This window comes from Aeromonas caviae (assembly GCF_000819785.1).
GTDB lineage: Bacteria > Pseudomonadota > Gammaproteobacteria > Enterobacterales > Aeromonadaceae > Aeromonas > Aeromonas caviae.
Map to the genome: position 1 here is coordinate 28473 of NZ_CDBK01000003.1, position 17666 is coordinate 46138.

Sequence of the window (17666 nt, forward strand, 5' to 3'; positions counted from 1 at the left end):
CTATCAGGGCAGCATGCTCACCAGCATCGGCGCTGCGTCCGGCTGGAAGCCCACCGACATCATCACGCTCAGGCAGGTGAAGATGATGACGACGATGGAGAACATGTCAGCTCCAGCGTCAGGGCAGCATGCTCACCAATACAGGCGCTGCGTCCGGCTGGAAGTCCACCGACATCATCACGCTCAGGCAAGTAATGGTGACGATGGAGAACATGAACAGCTTGCGCGCCCAGAGGGAGTCGTCCACCGCCGCCTTGTAGCCCGACAGCGCCATCCCCAGCCACCAGACGCTCACCGCGGTGGCCACCACCAGATACTTGTACCCGGCGTAGCCGCCGAGGAACAGCATCAGGGTCGGCACCATGAACGCCAGGATGTAGAGGGTGATGTGGAGCTTGGCCACCGGGATCCCCTTCACCACCGGCAGCACCGGGATGTTGGCGGCCTGGTAGTCCTTGAAGCGGAAGATGGCGATCGCATAGGAGTGCGGCATCTGCCACAGGCTGAAGATCGCCAGCAGGATCAGGGCCCCCGAGTCGAACTGCCCGCTCACCGCGCAGTAGCCGATGACCGGCGGCGCGGCGCCGGAGAGGCTGCCGACCAGGGTGCCATAGACCGAGTGGCGCTTCATGTAGAGGCTGTAGACCCCCACATAAACCAGGAAGCCCAGCACCGCCAGCAAGGCGGCCAACGGATTGGCCGCAAAGTAGAGCAGTGCAATGCCCGCAACGCCCAGCGCCGTCGCATACCAGAGGGAGACACCGGGGGCGATGAGCCCCCGCACCAGGGCGCGGTTCTTGGTGCGCTCCATGATGCAGTCGATGTCCCGGTCGATGTAGTTGTTGAACACGCAACCGGAGGCCACCACCAGTGACACCCCCACCATGGTCAGGATGAACAGGGGCACATCCAGGCTCCCCTTCGAGGCCAGCAGGAATCCCCCGATAACCGAGATGAGGTTGCCGAAGATGATGCCCGGCTTGGTCACTTGCAGGTATTGCTTCATCATCATCAACCCGCTCAGTGAACCATCATGTTGATGTTGAGGTTGTACATGATCCACAGGGAACCCACGACCACGATGGCGATGATGAGCACGGTAAAGACCAGTGCCACCAGGTTCCAGCGCTCCTCGGAGGAGGTGTTCATGTGCAGGAAGTAGACCAGGTGTACGAAGATCTGCACCACCGCCATGGCCACCACGGTGCCGAGCACCACGGCGTGGGAGGCGGAGCCGTCCATCACCATCCAGAACGGCACGGCGGTCAGGATGAGTGACAGCACGAAGCCGATCATGTAGGACTTGACGCTGCCGTGGCTGGCGCCGTGATTGTCAACGGAATGACTCATTTACATGACCCCCATCAGATAGACCACGGTGAAGACGCAGATCCATACCACGTCGAGGAAGTGCCAGAACAGGCTCAGGCACATCAGGCGAGTGCGGTTGCGCTCGGTCAGCCCCTTCTTGGTGATCGACACCATCATCACGATGATCCAGACCAGGCCGCTGGTCACGTGGATACCGTGGGTCCCCACCAGGGTGAAGAAGGCAGAGAGGAAGCCGCTGCGATCCGGGCCCGCCTCGTGCACGATCAGGTGATGGAACTCGTAGATTTCCATCGCGATGAAGCCGGCACCCAGCAGGAAGGTGACGAACAGCCAGGTGTTGACCGCCGCGACCTTGTTCTTGTTCATGGCCAGCATGCCGAACCCGAAGGTGATGGAGCTCAGCAGCAGCAGCATGGTTTCGGCGAACACGAACGGCAGTTCGAAGATGTCCTTGCCGGTGGGGCCGCCGGCAGTGCCGTTGACCAGGACCGCATAGGTCGCGAACAGGGTCGCGAACAGGATGCAGTCACTCATCAGGTAGATCCAGAAACCGAATACCTTGGTGGCACCGGCATCGTGGTGCCCATCCTCATGGGCACCGTGAGAGTGATGTAGTACGTCAGTCGCCATGGAATTAAGCCACCTTGTTGATGTTGTCGAAATGCTGACCTTCGATGCGCTCGATCTCGTCAACCTGTACGTAGTAGTCCACATCGTCGTTGAAGCTGTGGATGATCCAGGTGGCGATCATGCCGATGAAGCCGGCGATGGCCATCCACCAGATGTGCCAGATCATGGCAAAGCCGAACACCACGCTGAAGGCGGCGATGATGACACCGGCACCGGAGTTCTTCGGCATGTGGATGGGGGCATACTGGGCAGGCTTCTTGTAAGCGCTGCCGTCAGCCTTGGCTTCCCAGAAGGCGTCCAGACCGGTGACCTTCGGCTCGATGGCGAAGTTGTAGAACGGCGGCGGAGAGGACGTCGCCCACTCCAGGGTACGGCCACCCCAGGGATCGCCGGTCAGGTCGCGGTTCTTCTCGCGGTCGCGGATGCTGACCACGATCTGGATGACCTGGCACAGCACGCCCAGGGCAATCAGACCGGCGCCGCAGGCGGCGACCACCAGCCAGCCGTGGAACTCGGGATCGATGTTCTGGCTGACACGACGGGTCATGCCCATGAAGCCCAGCACGTAGAGCGGCATGAAGGCCACGAAGAAGCCGGTGATCCAGCACCAGAAGGCACGCTTGCCCCAGACGTCATCCAGCTTGAAGCCGAACGCTTTCGGGAACCAGTAGGTGATACCGGCGAAGCAGCCGAACACCACGCCGCCGATGATGACGTTGTGGAAGTGGGCGATGAGGAACAGGCTGTTGTGCAGCACGAAGTTGGCGGCCGGCACGGAGAGCAGTACCCCGGTCATGCCACCCACGGTGAAGGTGATGATGAAGCCGACGGTCCACAGCATGGGGGAGGTGAACTCGATGCGACCGCGGTACATGGTGAACAGCCAGTTGAAGATCTTCACCCCGGTCGGGATGGAGATGATCATGGTGGTGATGCCGAAGAAGGCATTCACGTTGGCGCCGGACCCCATGGTGAAGAAGTGGTGCAGCCAGACGATGAACGACAGCACGGTGATCGCCACGGTAGCCCACACCAGGGAGGTGTAACCGAACAGCTTCTTCTTGCAGAAGGTCGCCACCACTTCGGAGAAGATCCCGAACACCGGCAGCACCAGGATGTACACCTCGGGGTGACCCCAGGCCCAGATCAGGTTGATGTACATCATCATGTTGCCACCCATGTCATTGGTAAAGAAATGGGTACCCAGGTAGCGGTCTGCGGTGAGCAGGGCGATGGTGACGGTCAGGATCGGGAAGGAGGCGATGATCAGGATGTTGGCACACAGGGCGGTCCAGGTGAAGACCGGCAGGCGCATCATGGTCATGCCAGGGGCACGCATGCGGATGATGGTGGCGAAGAAGTTCACGCCGGTCAGCAGGGTCCCCAGACCCGAAATCTGCAGACTCCATATCCAGTAATCGACCCCGACCCCGGGACTGAACTCCAGCCCCGACAAGGGCGGATAGGCCAGCCAGCCGGTCTGGGCGAATTCACCGACCCCGAGGGAGACGTTGATCAGCACCACGGCCGCGGCGGTGAACCAGAAGCTCAGGTTGTTCAGGAAGGGGAAGGCCACGTCACGGGCACCGATTTGCAGCGGCACCACGATGTTCATCAGACCGATCACCAGCGGCATGGCCACGAAGAAGATCATGATGACGCCGTGGGCGGTGAAAATCTGGTCGTAGTGATGGGCATTCAGGTAGCCTTCGCCACCCCCGGAGGCGATGACCTGCTGGCCACGCATCAGCACGGCGTCGGCAAAGCCACGCAGCAGCATGACCATGCCCAGAATGAGATACATGATACCGAGGCGTTTGTGGTCGACCGAGGTCAGCCACTCTTTCCACAGATATTGCCACTTGCCGTAGTAAGTGATGAGACCGGCGATGGCCAGGCCCCCCAGAATGATACCGGCTATCGTGACCATGATGATGGGTTCATGGTACGGAATAGCCTCGAGTGTCAATTTTCCAAACATCGATTATTCCTCGGATCCTGCTTTCACACTCTTGTCGGCCGACATGGCCATGTGTCCGGCATGGGCGTCATGGTTCATGGCCTGGTTCTCCATGGCGTCCTCTTGCGAGGCCTCATGGTTCATCCCTTCGTGGTCCATGGCACCCGCTTTCGGGGCGGCGTCATGGTTCATGGCCTCGTGGTTCATGCCCTCGTGATCCGCGGAGCCCGCAGCCGGGGTGGCGTGACCACCATGGGACATGCCGCCCATGAACTTGTTGATGATGTTGACGAACAGCTTGGGATCGGCGCTGGCGAAGTACTCCACCGGGTGGTTTTCGCTCTTCTTGGCCAGGGCATTGAACTCATCCATGGTGCTCAGGGCCTTGGAAGAGGCCTTCACCTTGGCTACCCAGGCGTCGAAACCTGCTTGGTCCTGGGTCGCGATGGCCTTGAACTTCATGCCGGAGAAACCGGCACCGCTGTAACCGCCGGAGATGCCCTTGTACTCACCCGCTTCGTTGGCAATCAGGTGCAGCTTGGTCTGCATGCCGGCCATGGCGTAGATCTGGCCGCCCAGTTGCGGGATGAAGAAGGAGTTCATCACGGTGTCGGAGGTCACCCGGAAGTTGACCGGGGTGTTGACCGGGAAGGCCAGCTCGTTGACCGACGCAATGCCCAGCTCCGGATAGACGAACAACCACTTCCAGTCCAGGGAAATGACATCCACCTGAACCGGTTTGACGTCCGATTCCAGCGGCTTGTAGGGGTCGAGGGAGTGGGAAGTTTTCCAGGTGATCACCGCCAGGATGACGATGATGATGACGGGTACAGTCCAGACGACTGCCTCAATCTTGTTGGAGTGGGCCCAGTCCGGCGCATAGGTGGCACTGGTGTTGGACGCCCGGTATTTGTAGGCGAACGCCACCGCCATGACAATCACGGGCACCACCACGATCAGCATCAAGCCGAGTGCGGTGAGTATCAGTGACTTCTGCTCCATACCGACCTGCCCCTTGGGGCTCATCAGTGCCATGTCGCAGCCACTCAGCAAGCTGGCGGTCGCGAGCAGCAGCAAAGCGCCCAAGCCCCTCTTCACATCAAAGAGTCTCATGCAATGTCCTCATCTTTTGAAGGCTTATTGGTATAAAAAAATGCAGCATTTTATTGCATCAGACCGGCATGTGAACAACATGAAAAATTAATCCCAAAAATGTTCAAAAGGTGATGGAAAGCGGTATCAGATGTTAATCCCTTGACAATGACCAATTTATTCAAGTTACACCGCGGCAATTCATCTTCCGTTAATCTCTCGCGCCACCAAAAGTGACCACCAATTAACCAAAAAGATCCATCTGGTCTGTTTTTAACCCGCCATTGCGATCAAAAAAGAGCCATACAGCCCCTTTTCGACTCACAGGTCATTTTTCCACACCTTGATCTGGATGGGTGTTTTTCGGGGAAGATTAAAAAAATAATTAATCAAACGAATGTATGATTAACTTCCCGCCCCCCGACAACGGTCGCAACCCCTGACGCCAGAAGGCACACTTCGTAACAAAACGGGCCCTTGTGCGGGCCCGTTGACAATCGTTTTCTCTCCCTCCCTCGGAGTCGGAGTCAGGAGTCAGGAGTCAGGAGTCAGGAGTGATTGTGTTCCATCCGGGTCGCCACGGCGATCCGGTTCCAGGCGTTGATGGTGACCACCTGCACCAGACACTGGGCCAGCAGGGTTTCCCCCAGTTGGGCCAGCGCCGCCTCATAGGTCTGCGCCGTGAGCCCCTTGTCGGCGATCAGGGTCACCTCGTCGGTCAGGGCCAGCACCGCCCGCTCCCGGGCGTCGAACAGCGGCGACTCCTGCCAGGCGGCCAGCGCCAGCAGACGCTGGGCGCTCTCCCCGTGCTTCATCGCCACGTCGGCATGCATCTCGATGCAGTAGGCGCAGCCGTTGATCATGGAGGCGCGCAACTTGATGAGCTCCTTGAGCGACAGGGGAATGTCGGTGCCCCCGAGGTAGGACTCGAGGCCCATCATGGCCGAGACGGCGGCGGGCACCTGGTTGGCGAGCTGGATACGGTGTGACATGGCAAGACTCCTGTGATGGACCCCGGATGGGGCGGTGAGCTGATTGTTCACTTTTTCATTGTTGATTAGAATATCGTCATAACCTGCAACAGTTTTGCGTTTATCGCAAAGGTGAATCCATGCTGGATCGCATCCGCATCCTGGCCCAGGTGGTGGAATCGGGCAGTTTCTCCCGTGCCGCCCGCGCCCTCAACCAGGCCCCCTCCTCCGTGACCCGTGCCATCGACGCCCTGGAGCAGCAGCTCGGGATCCCGCTCTTCAAGCGCAGCACCCGCCAACTGGTGCTGACCGAGCAGGGCGCCTATTTTCTCGCCCGCTCCCTGCCCCTGCTGGAGGAGGCGGATCAGTTGGTGCAATCCCTGCAACCCCTCTCGGTGGCGCCAGAGGGGCCGCTGCGGGTCTCGGTGTTCGAGAGCTTCGGCGCGTCCTGGCTCTCTCCCCGCCTGCCCGACTTCCTCGCCCGCTACCCCGGGGTGCGCCTGGAGGTTGCGCTGGACAACCGCATGGTGGATCTCGATGCCGAGAACGTGGACGTGGCGGTGCGCATCGGCAAGCCCGCCGACAGCAGCCTGCACACTCGTCATCTGCTCACCAACCGCTCGCTGCTGGTCGCCTCCCCCACCTATCTGGCCCGCCATGGCGAACCCGCCCATCCCGCCGAGCTGGCCCACCACAACTGCCTCATTCGCGGCCATGGGCGCCAACGCCAGCACTGGTACTTCCAGCAAGGCACGGAGCGCGAGAAGGTGGCGGTGCAGGGCAACCTTGCCTCGGTCGGGGGCACGCCCCTGCTCTGCGCCGCCCTCGCGGGGTGCGGCGTGTTGCTGCTGTCGAGCTGGATGGTGCAGCAAAGCATCGACGAGGGCACCCTGCTGCCGCTGCTGCCAGAGTGGCTCGCCTCCCCCTACGAGGATCGCCAGGACGAGATCCACGCGGTGTTTCGTGGCGGCCGCTTCCTCAAACCCCAGACCCGCGCCTTCATCGACTTTCTGGTCGAGGCGATCAGGCCCCTGCAAGGGCCGCGCTGACCGCAACAGGGCCTCCTGGCGAAACGCTGAAAACGCAGACGCCGGGCACAGGGCCCGGCGTCTGGAAATGAGGGTCGCCACGGCGACCGCTCAGCGTGATTTTCGCCCGTCAGGGCTCGGGGAGAGCCCCCGGTAATCCCCGTAGGGGAAGATGTTGCGCAGGCGCTGGGCCACGGGCTCGGGGATGGAGCGGGAGAAGACCAGCCTCACCCCGTTGCCGTCCCGCAGGCCCAGGATGCGCCCGCGCACCGGCTCATGGTGCAGGATCTGGGTCGCCTGGGTCACAAAGCGCGGCGACACCGAGCCCCGCTTCACCACCACCTTGCCCGGCGCGAGCCGGACCTCGAACAGGGCACCGCGCCCCAGCGTCATCAACCACCCGATCAGGGCTATCGCCACCAACAGAGACAACCAGGCCATTGCGTCTTCCTCCCGTCAACCCGATGTTCGCCAGTATAACCGGGGACGCCTCATCATGACCCGGCCGCCATCACGCTTTCACTCACTGCCGGGCCTTATCGGCGCCCCTTGCCCCAGGCCACCAGGGTATCCCGATAGAGGGCGAGCAGGGCCTGATCCCGCACCGCGACCCCGACCTGCTGGGCCGGGCAGTGGGCCCACTCGTCATGGGGATGGCGGGTGTCGTCAAACTTTTGCAGGGTATGGCCGATGGCGGGCCCCTCGGTGATGACCCGCACCGGCCCCTTGCGCAGGGTGAACAGCGCAGGATCGATCACATAGGCGATGGCGGAGGGATCGTGCACATGGCACCCCGCCATGCCGATGCGCTCGGAATAGAAGCGCAGGTAGAAGCGGCTGACATCCCACAGGAAGCGGCCCGGCTCTCCCGCATCGTCCCGCAGGGCATCCAGATAGTCGGCGGTGAAGATACTCTGCTGGGTGACGTCAAGCCCGATGATCACCAGGGGCCAGGGGGCGGTGAAGACCCGGTCCGCCGCATCGGGATCGTCGTGGATATTGGCCTCGGCATAGGGGGTCACGTTGCCGCGATGGCCGTTGATGCCAAAGGCGCCGCCCATCACGACCACTTCTTTCACCAGGGCGGCTACCTCGGGGGCCGCCTCGAGCGCCAGTGCCAGGTTGGTGAGGGGCCCGATGGTCACTAGCGTGATCTCGCCGGGGTGGGCCTTCACCGTCTCGACGATGTATTGCCAGGCCGGGCGGGGATCCGGAATGAGGGTCACCTCCCCCGCCTGGACGTCGCCAAAGCCGCTCGGGCCGTGCACCACCGTCGTCGGCCCCACGGGCTCGCGCAGCAGCGGCGCGGCGGCGCCCCGGGCCACGTCCGCCTTCATGCCATATTTTTGTTTGAGCCAGAGGGCGTTGCGGGTGCCGTTTTCGATGGTGGCATTGCCAAACACCGTGGTGATGGCGAGCAATTCGATGGCAGGGTGCGCCTCGGCAAACAGAATGGCCATGGCATCGTCGATGCCGGGATCGGTATCCAGAATGATCTTGTGGGTCATGGGTCCTCCGTGAAACGAGCAGCCAGTGTAGCGGGCCGTCGCCGCTTTGACAGCACCGGGATCACAACCTCGGGGTTTCCTTTGCATCAGGCATGCTGGCGGGAGCACTCGCCCTTGGGGTCAGGACAGGGGTCACTCGGAAGGGGCGACCACCGCCTCCTCTCCCCTGGCGGTGCGTTTCAGTTGCCCCATGAATTGCTTGAAATGGGGGAGAAACCCCTTGAACAACTCCTCTTTGCGATGTTGCATCATGACTTCGCCAAACAGCTTCAACCCGACGATAAACGCCTGATGTTCCTGCTCCGACATGGCCAGCTTCCCCTTGCTGAGCGCCAGGATGGCAAAGATGTCGTCGTGATTCTGGCAGTCGAACTGCAACGGGGGCACCTCGCGGTCCAGCGCCTGGACCTGTACACGATAAGTGTGTGGCATCTTTCATCTCCTCTCGGGCTGGGCTTTTGCCCATATGGTTGATAAAATCAATTAAACCCTTTTAAGTTGACTTTATCAACCATGAAGTTATCAAACCGCCTCTTCCGGATCCTCGATCAGTACAAAATCGCCATGACGCAGCATTTTCGGGCACAGCAGATCGCCCTTAGCCCCCTCCATTACAAGGTGCTGCAACTGATCCATGCGCTGGATCCCGCCACGCCGCAGCTCATTGCGCAGCGGTCGGGCCGCGACAAGGCGCAGGTGACGCGCCTGCTGCAGGAGATGGAGAAACAGGGGCTCATCGAGAAGCAGCCCCATCCCACTGACAGACGCAGCATCTGTCTGGCCTTGACCCCGCTGGCCTGCGAGCGGGTCAGCCAGGGGGAGCAGCAGGCCGCACGGCTCGACGAACGGCTGTGTTCCCTGCTGACGCCGGCGGAGATAGCGCAGTTGCAGCAACTGCTGGACAAGATAGAAAAAGGGCTTGAGTCGACCGATTAGGGTCAGCGTCAGGGGGTCCGCTGCCTGATTTGTGGCCAACCAGCGCGGCCTGCGCTGGCGGCGCCTTGTGAGCCACTCCCGGAGATGGTATCACTGGCCCCACTCTCCCCTTCCCGCCGAGGCGCCATCGTGATCACCCTGATTAAAGAGTCCGACCAGTTGAAAATGCCCTGGAAGAACAGGCAGGGCACCACGGCCCAGATCCTGATCTCCCCCCCTGGTTCGACCCTGGACAAGCTCGACTTTGACTACCGGCTGAGCTCGGCCCCCATCAAGGAAGCGGGGAGTTTCTCCCGCTTTCCCGGCTACCAGCGCATCCTGCTTCCCGTCAGCGGTGCCGGTTTCGTGCTCAACGGCCACCCCTACGCCACCTTCGAGGCGGCCCACTTCAGCGGGGATGAGGAGACCCGCTGCGAGCTGCTGAAAAAAGAGGTGACGGATCTCGGGCTCATCTACCACCCGGCGCGCATCAGCGCCAACGTGCGGGTGCTGAACCTGCCCTTCCCCCTGACCCTCACCCTGGAGGCGGACAAGTGCTACCTCTGCTACCTGCTGGAGGGCCAGCTCACCGTGCAGGGGCAACAGGTCGCACCGGGCGAGACCCTGGTGGTGCAGGGGGAGGAGAGCATCCGCTTCGAGTGCGGGAAGAAGACCACCCTCGCCTTCTTTACCCTGCAGCCCAAGCAAGCCGCCGTTTAACGCCGGGGGGCACGGCCCCCGCTGTCGAGGCAGGCCTGCATGGTGTCATAGGGGGTATAGTGCCTGGTGCGGCTGTAGTAGGTGCCGCCCTTGGGGTGACAGATGCCGCTCCGGCTCTTCTTCACCGGGGGCTCGGCGGCCAGCGCGATGGCACACAGCAGCATCAGGCAACAGCCAAGCATCCATTTCACTGCGTTCATGCTCTCTTTTCCGAAGGGGCGTAGGCAGGCCACTGGCCCATTTGCGGCCTATTGTACGCCGCTCATCTCCTTGCCACCCCAGACCAGATCATGAAAGTACCGCGACGCAGCGCAAGCGAAGACAAAAAAGCCGGGACCCTCCCGGCTTTTGCTTGTGCTGGCGGCGACACGACCCTTGGCACTACCCCACCTTGAAGCTGCCCTTCATCAGGGCGAAGTGGCCCGGGAAGGAGCAGAAGAAGGTGAGATCCTTGCCCGCCAGGCCGTCGGTCTTGAAGGTGACGCTGGTGCTCTCGCCGCCCCCCACCAACTTGGTGTGGGCCAGGATCCTGGGGTCATCCTTGGGCAGGTAGTCGTGATCGACCCCGGCGCTCATGCCGGCGGTGGCGATGGCCTGATAGTCGGCGGTGTTGGCCAGCACCCAGTTGTGGCCCATGTTGGCCACCGGCAGCTTGCCCGTGTGATTGAGGGTCACCGTCACCTCCTTGCAGGTGGCCGGCACGCTCATCGCCGTCTGGTTGTACTGCATGGCGTCATTGCCTTCGATCACCAGTGCGCACTCGTCGGCCAGGACCGGGGTGGCGAGGGAGCCAAGAAGCAGCAGGGTTAACACCTTTTTCATCATTTTCTCCTTTGATTGACGAAGGATGACAGCACAGGCATCTCGCCCCCGTGGGCGCGACCCGCAAAGATGCTGTCAGGATCGATCTTCATTGTATTCAAATGTCGCCGAAGGACGATGGCTTTTGGGCCAGCCTGAGGGCCCGGTCACTTCTTTTCTCCCGACCCCGGGCCCAAAGCGGGTTGCTCACATCCCCGTCTGGCTTAATTATTTGCGGCCTTCCCGCCCACGGCCACTCGCCAACACCGCAGCCGTTGGCTAAGCTGCTCCCCCGTCGATGACTCCCGCGAGAATGAGAGATGAAGTACCCCTTTGCGTCTGCGCTGACGCGCACCCTGCTGCTCTCCCTGATCCTGCTGCTTGGCGCCTGCCAGCCGGCCCCGACCCAGACCCGCATCCAGGGCAATACCATGGGCACCTATTATGCGGTGACCCTGAGCGACCCCTTCCCCGGCGGACAGGGGGCACTGCATCAGGAGGTGGAGGCACTGCTGGCACGCCTGAACAAGGAGATCTCCACCTATGATCCGGGCTCCCTCATCTCCCGCTTCAATCAGGGAACGGGGCAGCCCCCCCAGGTCATCCCGGCCACCATGGCGAAGATTGTGCAACAGGGCATTGACGCCGGGCACCTCACCCGGAGGGTTCTCGATGTCACCGTGGGTCCCCTGGTCAACCTCTGGGGCTTCGGGCCGGACAAGCGCCCGGTCAGGCGGCCCGGCGCAGAGCAGATCGCCAAGGCGCGGGAGCGAGTCGGCATCGACAAGCTCACCCTGACCCCCGAGGGGGATCACTTCCTGCTCGGCAAGGCCATCCCAGACCTCTATCTGGATCTCTCCACCCTGGGCGAGGGGGCTGCCTCCGACGAGATAGCCGGGCTGCTGGAGCAAAAAGGGGTCCACAACTACCTCATCGAAGTGGCGGGGGCGGTGCGCAGCAAGGGGCACAACGACAAGGGCAATCCCTGGCGGGTGGCCATCGTCGAGCCCTCGGACAGACCGGGCGCCATCGAGGATGTGGTGACCCCGAACGGCATGGCGGTGAGCACCGCCGGCAGCTATCGCAACTATTACGAGCTCGACGGCAAGCGCTACTCCCACATCATCGATCCTGCCACCGGCGAGCCCGTGACCCACAAGCTGGTCTCCGCCACCGTCATCACCCCCACGGCCCTGGAGGCCGATGCCCTCGACACCGCCCTCATGGTGATGGGCCCCGAGCGGGCGATGGCCTTTGCCAGGGAGCACAAGCTGGCGGTCTATCTCATCGAGAAGACCGCCACGGGCTTTGCCGCCAGCCACACCCCCGAGTTTGCTCCCTATCTGGTGCGCAAGCAGCCCTGAATGACGAGGCCCCGCAGTGCGGGGCCTCGTTCACTGACCGCCTATTCGATGGGGATGCGGTGGGGCGCGGGGCTGGCCGCCTGCTTGGGCAGGCGCAGGGTGAGGATGCCGTTGTCAAAGCGGGCGCTCACCTGCTCTGGCGACACCTCCACCGGCAGCTCGACGCTGCGCGACACGCTGCCATAGTAGCGCTCGCTGCGCAGGGCCCGTTCATCCTTGTTCTGGCTGTCAAACTGGCGGATCTCCGCCTTCAGGGTCACCAGCTTGCCGTGCACGTCCACGTGGATGTCCTCCTTCGCCACCCCGGGCAATTCCGCCTGCAGCAGGTAGTCATCCCCGCTCTCCCGCAGATCCAGCTTGATCTGGCTGGGCAACGGGTCCCCGTGCAGGGGGCGGATGTAGAAGCCGGAGGCCATGTCGTGGAACAGATCATCAAACAGGCTGGTGCGACTTGGTAGCAAACTCATCTGATCCCTCCTTGTGAGCGGGCAAGGGAGCAGACGGGCACCCTGCCCTCTGCCGCCTCCCGCATGCTGACGCTCTTCAAGTCTAAAAACCGGGACAGCGCCTGCCAGTGCCAACTCGCCTTCCCTTGACCAGGATCAAAGGCAAGACACCCTTTTTTTCACCCAAGGTCTGCGGGAAAAACCGGGGGGCCTCCCCATGTGCAATTGCCTGCCTGCGGACTTTGGTGGCACACTTCTCCCACCAGCCCGTAGCGCCTTGATGCCAGACAGATGCAGACACCGGACTCCGTACCCGAGAAGAAACCCCAGCCCAAGCCCAAGCGCATCCTGCTGGTCAACGAACAGCGTTCCTTCCAGATGATGATGAAGGCGATGCTGATCAACATCGGCATCAACCGCATCACCTACACCAACTCCGCCGACGAGGCGCGCCGCCGCTGCCAGAAAGAGAGCTTCGACATCTATCTGCTCGACTATGAGCTGGGGGCGGGCGAGAACGGCCGCCAGTTGCTGGAAAGCCTGCGGGATCAGCAACTCATTCCGCCCCAGAGCGTGGTGATCATGGTCAGCAGCGACGGCTCCCGCGCCATGGTGCTGAGCGCGCTGGAAGCCGAGCCCGACGAATACCTGATGAAGCCCTTCTCCCAGGAGCAGTTCTCGTTTCGTCTCAAACGCGCCCTCGCCCGGCGCCAGGCGCTGGAGAGCGTCTTCAGCGCCCTCACCCGGGACGATCTGCCCGCCCTGGTGGAGGCCTGTGCCAAACAGGCGGACGCGGTGCCCCGCTTTGCCAACTTCTGCCGCTGCCTGCAGGCCGACACCCAGCTCAAGCTGGGCCAGGCCAAGGAGGCCCGCAGCCTGATGCGCCAGCTGCTGGCGGGGCAGGAGAACAGCTGGGCTCGCCTCACCCTGGGCAAGGCGTGCCATACCCTGGGTCTGCACGAGGAGGCGGTGAGCCACCTGCAAGCCACCCTGAAACACACCCCCCTGATGGTGGAGGCTTACCTCTGGCTCGCGGAATCCCTGCTGGCGCTGGGCAATGACGAGCAGGCCCAGCAGGAGCTGCGCCGGGCGGTGGACATCTCTCCCCAATCGGTGCAGCTCTCCCGCCGTCTGGCGGAGGTGTGCCTGCAACGGCACGACTACGCCCAGGCCAAGGACGTGCTGCTCGCCCTCATCGACTTGTCGCGCAACTCGATCCACCGCACGCCGCATTATCTCGGGGCCTATATCCAGACCCTCACTCTCTACGCCCTCAACAGCAACGACGGCTACCACATCGCCAACCTGCAAAAGCAGGTCAACTCCGCCCTGTCGCGCATCCGCGACTCCCTGATGATGTCGGAGTTCAACTACCCGGTGTTCGAGCAGATCTGCCAGGCCCGGGTGCGCATCGCCCTGGGGGAGCTGCTCAAGGGCAAAAAGATGCTCTATCGCGCCAACCAGAACTGGCTGGACGAACCCGCCACCATGCCTCCGGCCCTCCTTGGCGAGACCATACTCGCCCTCTATCAGCTCGGGGAGTTCGAGTACGCCGAGAGCCTGCAATCCCTGCTGGCGGAGGATGAGGATCGGCTGCTCACCACCTGCATCCAGGTGACCCGGGATGACAAGACGGTGCAGGAGCGGCGCCAGCGCTATCAGCAGCTCAACGATCTGGGCATCAAGGCCTATCAGGCCGGGGAGCTGGAGCAGGCCCTCGGCCACTTTCGCGAGGCCCTGCGCCGGGCGCCCGCCAATACCGGCGCCGCCCTCAACAAGATCCAGGTGCTGCTGCAACTCATGCAGAAGAACCGCAAGAGCCCGGAGTTTGGCGCCGAGTGCAAGGAGACCCTGGAGGTGCTGGAGGGCATCCCCCTCAACCCCGCCCAGCAGGAACGTTTTCGCAAGCTGCGCCAGGAATATCATCAGCACAGCTGATATCCCCCCTCCTCCCCTCACCTATGCTGATACTGACTCAGGGAAGGGAGGGGCAACACCATGGCAATGTGCCGATACCTGGTGGCCGATGGCCGCCACTGCACCGAAGAGGCAGGGGATCATGATCTCTGCCGCTGGCACGACCCCGCTGCGGCCCACAACACCCCTGATACCGCCGAGGCGCTGGAGCGCTATGTGCGCCAGGGAGGCCTGTGTCACGGCCTGCAACTGGCCCGCGCCGAGCTGGCGGATCTCAACCTGGTGAACAGGCAGGGTCCGGAGGGATTCTTGCTGGAGCAGTGCAACCTCTATCGCGCCAATCTGCGAGGTGCCCATCTCTACGGCATTCGCATCAAGGGCGGCAGCCTGATGAAGGCCGATCTGAGCGAAGCGAACCTCCACTGCGCCACCCTCGACGACGTCAACCTGCTCGGCATCCGCTGGAAGAACACCCGCCTCGACAACCTGGAGACGGGCAAGCGGCTGATGCAGGACAGAAAGGGGCGCCGCGAGCGGGACCCGGCGCAGGCCCGCGTCTGGTTCAAGGAGGCGGAGGAGACCTACCGGGATCTGCGCAAGGCCTCCGAGGCCCAGGGCATCTTCACCATGTCCGGTCGCTACATCCAGCAGGAGCTCACCATGCGCCGCCTGCAGATGCCGTTCTGGTCCTACCGCCGCTTCGCCTCCTGGATAGTGGATCTCTTCTGCGGCTACGGCGAGGCCCCCATGCGGGTGGTGCTTTTTTCCCTGCTGCTCATCGTCATCTGCAGCATTTTTTACTTCTTCTGCGGCCTCAACTTCGCGGGCACCCACCTCATCTATCGCCCGGACGCCCCCCTGGAGCAGAACGCCATCTTCCTGATGGAGTGCCTCTACTACAGCGTGGTGACCTTCACGACGCTGGGGTATGGGGACTTCACCCCGGTGGGGTTGTCGCGGATCTTTGCCGCCTTCGAAGCCTTTACCGGCAGCTTCACGCTGGCCCTGTTCGTGGTGGTGTTTGTCAAGAAGATGACCCGCTAGAAACCTGTCCACGATCTTGCTGGGAAGCCGCTTCCAAGGCTCATGTGCTGCTCGCTTGTGTGTCGCCAGGCGCTCCCATGTATACATATGCACTCAGGTTCCTCTGCTGCGCTTTATCTTGCTGACAGCCTCTTGCGACAGATCGTGAACAGATTCCCGAGCCGCTGCGCCAGTCACAGCCCCCGAACTTGCATCCATCGCGGATTCCTAGTCCAATAAGCGACGAACAAAAACGACATGAGCACCCCGAACATGAAGATCATCTCTTTCAATATCAATGGCCTGCGCGCCCGTCTTCATCAGTTGCAAGCCCTTATCGACAAGCATCAGCCGGACGTGATCGGCCTGCAGGAGATCAAGGTGCACGACGAAGCCTTCCCGGTCGCGGATGTGGAGGCCATGGGCTACCACGTGGTCTTCCACGGCCAGAAGGGGCACTACGGGGTCGCCATCATGAGCAAGCAGGCTCCCATCGAGGTGCAAAAGGGCTTCCCCACCGATCCGGAAGATGCCCAGCGCCGCATGATCATGACCAGCTTCAAGCGGGAAGACGGCTCCGTCATCAAGGTGATGAACGGCTACTTCCCCCAGGGGGAGAGCCAGGATCACGAGACCAAGTTCCCGGCCAAGCAGAAGTTCTATGAAGACCTGCAGCACTACCTCGAGACCCACCACACCCCGGACGACCAGATAGCGCTGATCGGGGATATGAACATCTCCCCCACGGATCTCGACATCGGCATCGGCGAGGCGAACCGCAAGCGCTGGCTGCGGGATGGCAAGTGCTCCTTCCTGCCCATCGAGCGTGAATGGATGGAGCGGCTCAAGGGGTTCGGCCTCACCGACACCTTCCGCGCCGCCAACCCCACCGAGTGCGAGCGCTTCTCCTGGTTCGACTACCGCTCCAGGGGCTTTGACGAGAACCGGGGCCTGCGCATCGACCTCATCATGGCCTCCGACGCCCTCAAGGACAAAGTGACCGAGACCGGCATCGACTACGAGCTGCGCGGCATCGACAAACCCTCGGATCACGCCCCCATCTGGACCTGCTTCGCCTGATCCCCACGCCAGGCTAGCCCTCGCCAAAAGAACCTGCCCCCGCCCATGCGGGGGCTTTTTCTGTTCACTGCCCCGCCCTTTCTTAATCCATGTCAATTCCCAGGCAGACGGCGCTTGCCAGGCCTTGACCTTCTCCTTTCGGCAAGGTTTAGATTCGGCCCATCCGTCACAGGGAAACCACCCATGCTCTCATCGAGATTGCCCACCACGTTCATCGCCCGGCTGTTGCTGGGGCTGATGCTCGTCTGCAATCTCACCCTGTGCATCGGCTGGCATGGGGCGGCCACCGCCCTGCCAAGTGACGCATCCGCATCAATCCTGGCTCCGGCGCAGTCCCCTTTGTCTCATGGACGGCACCAGAGCGAGCCGATGCAGCACACCGCCATGCACCAGGCCGACACAGCCTCCCTCTCCTGCCACGGCGGCCCCCTGAGTGAGGCGGCCCCGCCCGGGGAGGAGTGCCAGATGCAGAGCGGCCTCTTCGGCGCCACCAGTGCGCCGCCCCTGCTCGGCCTGCTGCTGTCACTGCTGCTTCCCCTGCTGTTGCTCCCTTCGTGGCGCCTCGCCCCCCTGCTGGACAACTGGTTGCGGGATCCCTTCCTGCGCCTGCGTGGTGCCCACCCTCCCTCCTGGCCGCGCCGACACCTGATGCTGTCGGTGCTGCGCCACTAGAAAGCGCTTCTCTCGCGGCAGCGGCAAGCCTCGGCTTGCCCGTTTTCTGCCGCCTTGCCTGACCCTGCGCCCTGGCCAAACCGGCCCGCTCGCAGGGAGCCGTGCGCGCTGACACAGCTGCGCCCCGTTTGCCGCCTCGTGGTGATGCCCTGCCCGCACGCACCACCACACTGGCGGCCTGACAGAAGAGAAGAGATACCATGTCAT

At 62.5% G+C, this 17666-nt stretch carries 19 protein-coding genes and 1 pseudogene; 8 read left to right on the forward strand and 12 right to left on the reverse strand.

The window, feature by feature from the left end; translation table 11 throughout:
• Positions 1–118: 118 nt before the first annotated feature.
• From cyoE to BN1120_RS00175, 6 genes and pseudogenes are all read right to left on the reverse strand, one after another.
• Positions 119–1012 carry a heme o synthase gene (gene cyoE, locus BN1120_RS00150; RefSeq protein WP_010673685.1) on the reverse strand — a complete coding sequence of 298 codons (894 nt, stop codon included), beginning with the start codon at positions 1010–1012 and terminating at the stop codon, positions 119–121.
• Between the two features lie 8 nt (positions 1013–1020).
• Positions 1021–1350 carry a cytochrome o ubiquinol oxidase subunit IV gene (locus BN1120_RS00155; RefSeq protein ID WP_010673684.1) on the reverse strand — a complete coding sequence of 110 codons (330 nt, stop codon included), beginning with the start codon at positions 1348–1350 and terminating at the stop codon, positions 1021–1023.
• Positions 1351–1998 (reverse strand): annotated as a pseudogene (locus BN1120_RS00160) (cytochrome o ubiquinol oxidase subunit III); the annotation flags it as partial.
• Positions 1967–3943, reverse strand: coding sequence for a cytochrome o ubiquinol oxidase subunit I (gene cyoB / locus BN1120_RS00165; protein WP_041211612.1), 1977 nt, complete (start codon positions 3941–3943; stop codon positions 1967–1969). The pseudogene BN1120_RS00160 and the gene cyoB, both read right to left, overlap by 32 nt.
• Positions 3944–3946: 3 nt before the next feature.
• Positions 3947–5035 carry a cytochrome o ubiquinol oxidase subunit II gene (gene cyoA, locus BN1120_RS00170; protein ID WP_080767819.1) on the reverse strand — a complete coding sequence of 363 codons (1089 nt, stop codon included), beginning with the start codon at positions 5033–5035 and terminating at the stop codon, positions 3947–3949.
• A gap of 527 nt (positions 5036–5562) precedes the next feature.
• Entirely contained in the window at positions 5563–6006 is a 444-nt protein-coding gene (locus tag BN1120_RS00175; RefSeq protein ID WP_042014212.1) for a carboxymuconolactone decarboxylase family protein, read from the reverse strand.
• Positions 6007–6125: 119 nt separating this feature from the next.
• Here BN1120_RS00175 and BN1120_RS00180 point away from each other — a divergent pair, with 119 nt between their 5' ends.
• Positions 6126–7034, forward strand: a complete 909-nt coding sequence (locus BN1120_RS00180; protein ID WP_042014213.1) for a LysR family transcriptional regulator — start codon at positions 6126–6128, stop codon at positions 7032–7034.
• A gap of 90 nt (positions 7035–7124) precedes the next feature.
• On the opposite strand, the gene BN1120_RS00185 is transcribed toward BN1120_RS00180, so the two are convergent.
• The 3 genes from BN1120_RS00185 to BN1120_RS00195 form a co-directional block, all read right to left on the reverse strand.
• Positions 7125–7454: a DUF3634 family protein gene (locus BN1120_RS00185; RefSeq protein WP_041214822.1), complete on the reverse strand. Its 330-nt coding sequence runs from the start codon at positions 7452–7454 to the stop codon at positions 7125–7127.
• A 95-nt stretch (positions 7455–7549) separates the two neighbouring features.
• On the reverse strand, positions 7550–8521 hold the full coding sequence (locus BN1120_RS00190; RefSeq protein WP_042014214.1) for a nucleoside hydrolase: 972 nt from the start codon (positions 8519–8521) through the stop codon (positions 7550–7552).
• A gap of 132 nt (positions 8522–8653) precedes the next feature.
• Entirely contained in the window at positions 8654–8953 is a 300-nt protein-coding gene (locus BN1120_RS00195; protein WP_042014216.1) for a DUF3861 domain-containing protein, read from the reverse strand.
• 81 nt (positions 8954–9034) lie between these two features.
• Between BN1120_RS00195 and BN1120_RS00200 the strand changes: the two genes are divergently transcribed.
• Both BN1120_RS00200 and BN1120_RS00205 read left to right on the forward strand, forming a co-directional pair.
• Positions 9035–9457 carry a MarR family winged helix-turn-helix transcriptional regulator gene (locus tag BN1120_RS00200; protein ID WP_052455386.1) on the forward strand — a complete coding sequence of 141 codons (423 nt, stop codon included), beginning with the start codon at positions 9035–9037 and terminating at the stop codon, positions 9455–9457.
• A 129-nt stretch (positions 9458–9586) separates the two neighbouring features.
• The gene (locus tag BN1120_RS00205; protein WP_042014271.1) at positions 9587–10156 is read left to right on the forward strand and encodes a HutD family protein; all 570 of its coding nucleotides are present in this window, start codon (positions 9587–9589) and stop codon (positions 10154–10156) included.
• Here the strand turns inward: BN1120_RS00205 and BN1120_RS00210 are convergent.
• Entirely contained in the window at positions 10153–10356 is a 204-nt protein-coding gene (locus tag BN1120_RS00210) for a hypothetical protein (RefSeq protein WP_039039209.1), read from the reverse strand. The two genes, BN1120_RS00205 and BN1120_RS00210, sit on opposite strands and share 4 nt — an antisense overlap.
• A 181-nt stretch (positions 10357–10537) precedes the next feature.
• Positions 10538–10978, reverse strand: coding sequence for an azurin (gene azu / locus BN1120_RS00215; protein WP_041213229.1), 441 nt, complete (start codon positions 10976–10978; stop codon positions 10538–10540).
• A 299-nt stretch (positions 10979–11277) separates the two neighbouring features.
• On the opposite strand from azu, the gene BN1120_RS00220 reads away from it, so the two are divergent.
• A complete protein-coding gene (locus tag BN1120_RS00220; protein ID WP_042014218.1) occupies positions 11278–12321 on the forward strand; it encodes an FAD:protein FMN transferase in 1044 nt (347 codons plus the stop codon).
• A gap of 41 nt (positions 12322–12362) precedes the next feature.
• Here BN1120_RS00220 and BN1120_RS00225 read toward each other — a convergent pair whose 3' ends face one another.
• Entirely contained in the window at positions 12363–12788 is a 426-nt protein-coding gene (locus BN1120_RS00225) for an Hsp20/alpha crystallin family protein (RefSeq protein ID WP_039039212.1), read from the reverse strand.
• 270 nt (positions 12789–13058) lie between these two features.
• Between BN1120_RS00225 and BN1120_RS00230 the strand changes: the two genes are divergently transcribed.
• The 4 genes from BN1120_RS00230 to BN1120_RS00245 all read left to right on the forward strand — a co-directional run bounded on the left by BN1120_RS00230 (position 13059) and on the right by BN1120_RS00245 (position 17459).
• Positions 13059–14705 carry a response regulator gene (locus tag BN1120_RS00230; RefSeq protein WP_042014219.1) on the forward strand — a complete coding sequence of 549 codons (1647 nt, stop codon included), beginning with the start codon at positions 13059–13061 and terminating at the stop codon, positions 14703–14705.
• A gap of 60 nt (positions 14706–14765) precedes the next feature.
• Positions 14766–15728 (forward strand): ion channel, encoded by a 963-nt coding sequence (locus BN1120_RS00235; RefSeq protein WP_029314056.1) that lies wholly within the window; start codon positions 14766–14768, stop codon positions 15726–15728.
• Between the two features lie 252 nt (positions 15729–15980).
• Positions 15981–16787, forward strand: a complete 807-nt coding sequence (gene xthA / locus BN1120_RS00240; protein WP_042014220.1) for an exodeoxyribonuclease III — start codon at positions 15981–15983, stop codon at positions 16785–16787.
• A 183-nt stretch (positions 16788–16970) separates the two neighbouring features.
• A complete protein-coding gene (locus BN1120_RS00245; RefSeq protein ID WP_042014221.1) occupies positions 16971–17459 on the forward strand; it encodes a hypothetical protein in 489 nt (162 codons plus the stop codon).
• The last annotated feature ends 207 nt before the right edge of the window (positions 17460–17666 follow it).